Below are 425 nucleotides of genomic sequence, written 5' to 3' on the forward strand. Positions count from 1 at the left end.
CACCTGGATATGCCGCGATGTGCGCACGCACATGACGGAACCGAGAAAGACGACGCCGATCAGACAATTGATCGCGATTTCCTCGGTCCATGCGTAGCTGTCGTTCAGCACATAACGCGTGAAGAACTGCAGGAACACGCAACCCGCCATCAGCCAGAAGACGATCAGCGTGATCCAGTCTTCAATGGCGTAGTCCGAGACGTTTGCGGTCGGAGCGTGCCCTTCGAACTCGTGACCGATTTCTTCGGCCGTGATTTGCGTATGAATTTCTTGCGACATGATCGGCCCTGTTCCAGTTCGGAATGAAGGAGCGCGGCGCCTGCAGCAACCAAAGTGTTACAGCGTCCTTGCGCGTCTGAAAAGAAGCGGGGCGCTGTAGTGTTTCGGTTCACGCCACCAGACCCTTGGTCAGCTCCAGCGCCTGC

The 425-nt window shown here is 56.9% G+C and carries 1 protein-coding gene; it reads right to left on the reverse strand.

All coding sequences use genetic code 11. From position 1 onward, the window contains the following. A partial coding sequence (locus tag AF337_RS38635) for a TRAP transporter small permease (RefSeq protein ID WP_152971363.1) occupies positions 1–279 on the reverse strand: 279 nt, incomplete at its 3' end. Between the last annotated feature and the right edge of the window lie 146 nt (positions 280–425).

Origin of the sequence: Rhizobium ecuadorense, assembly GCF_001187535.1 — a bacterium.
GTDB lineage: Bacteria > Pseudomonadota > Alphaproteobacteria > Rhizobiales > Rhizobiaceae > Rhizobium > Rhizobium ecuadorense.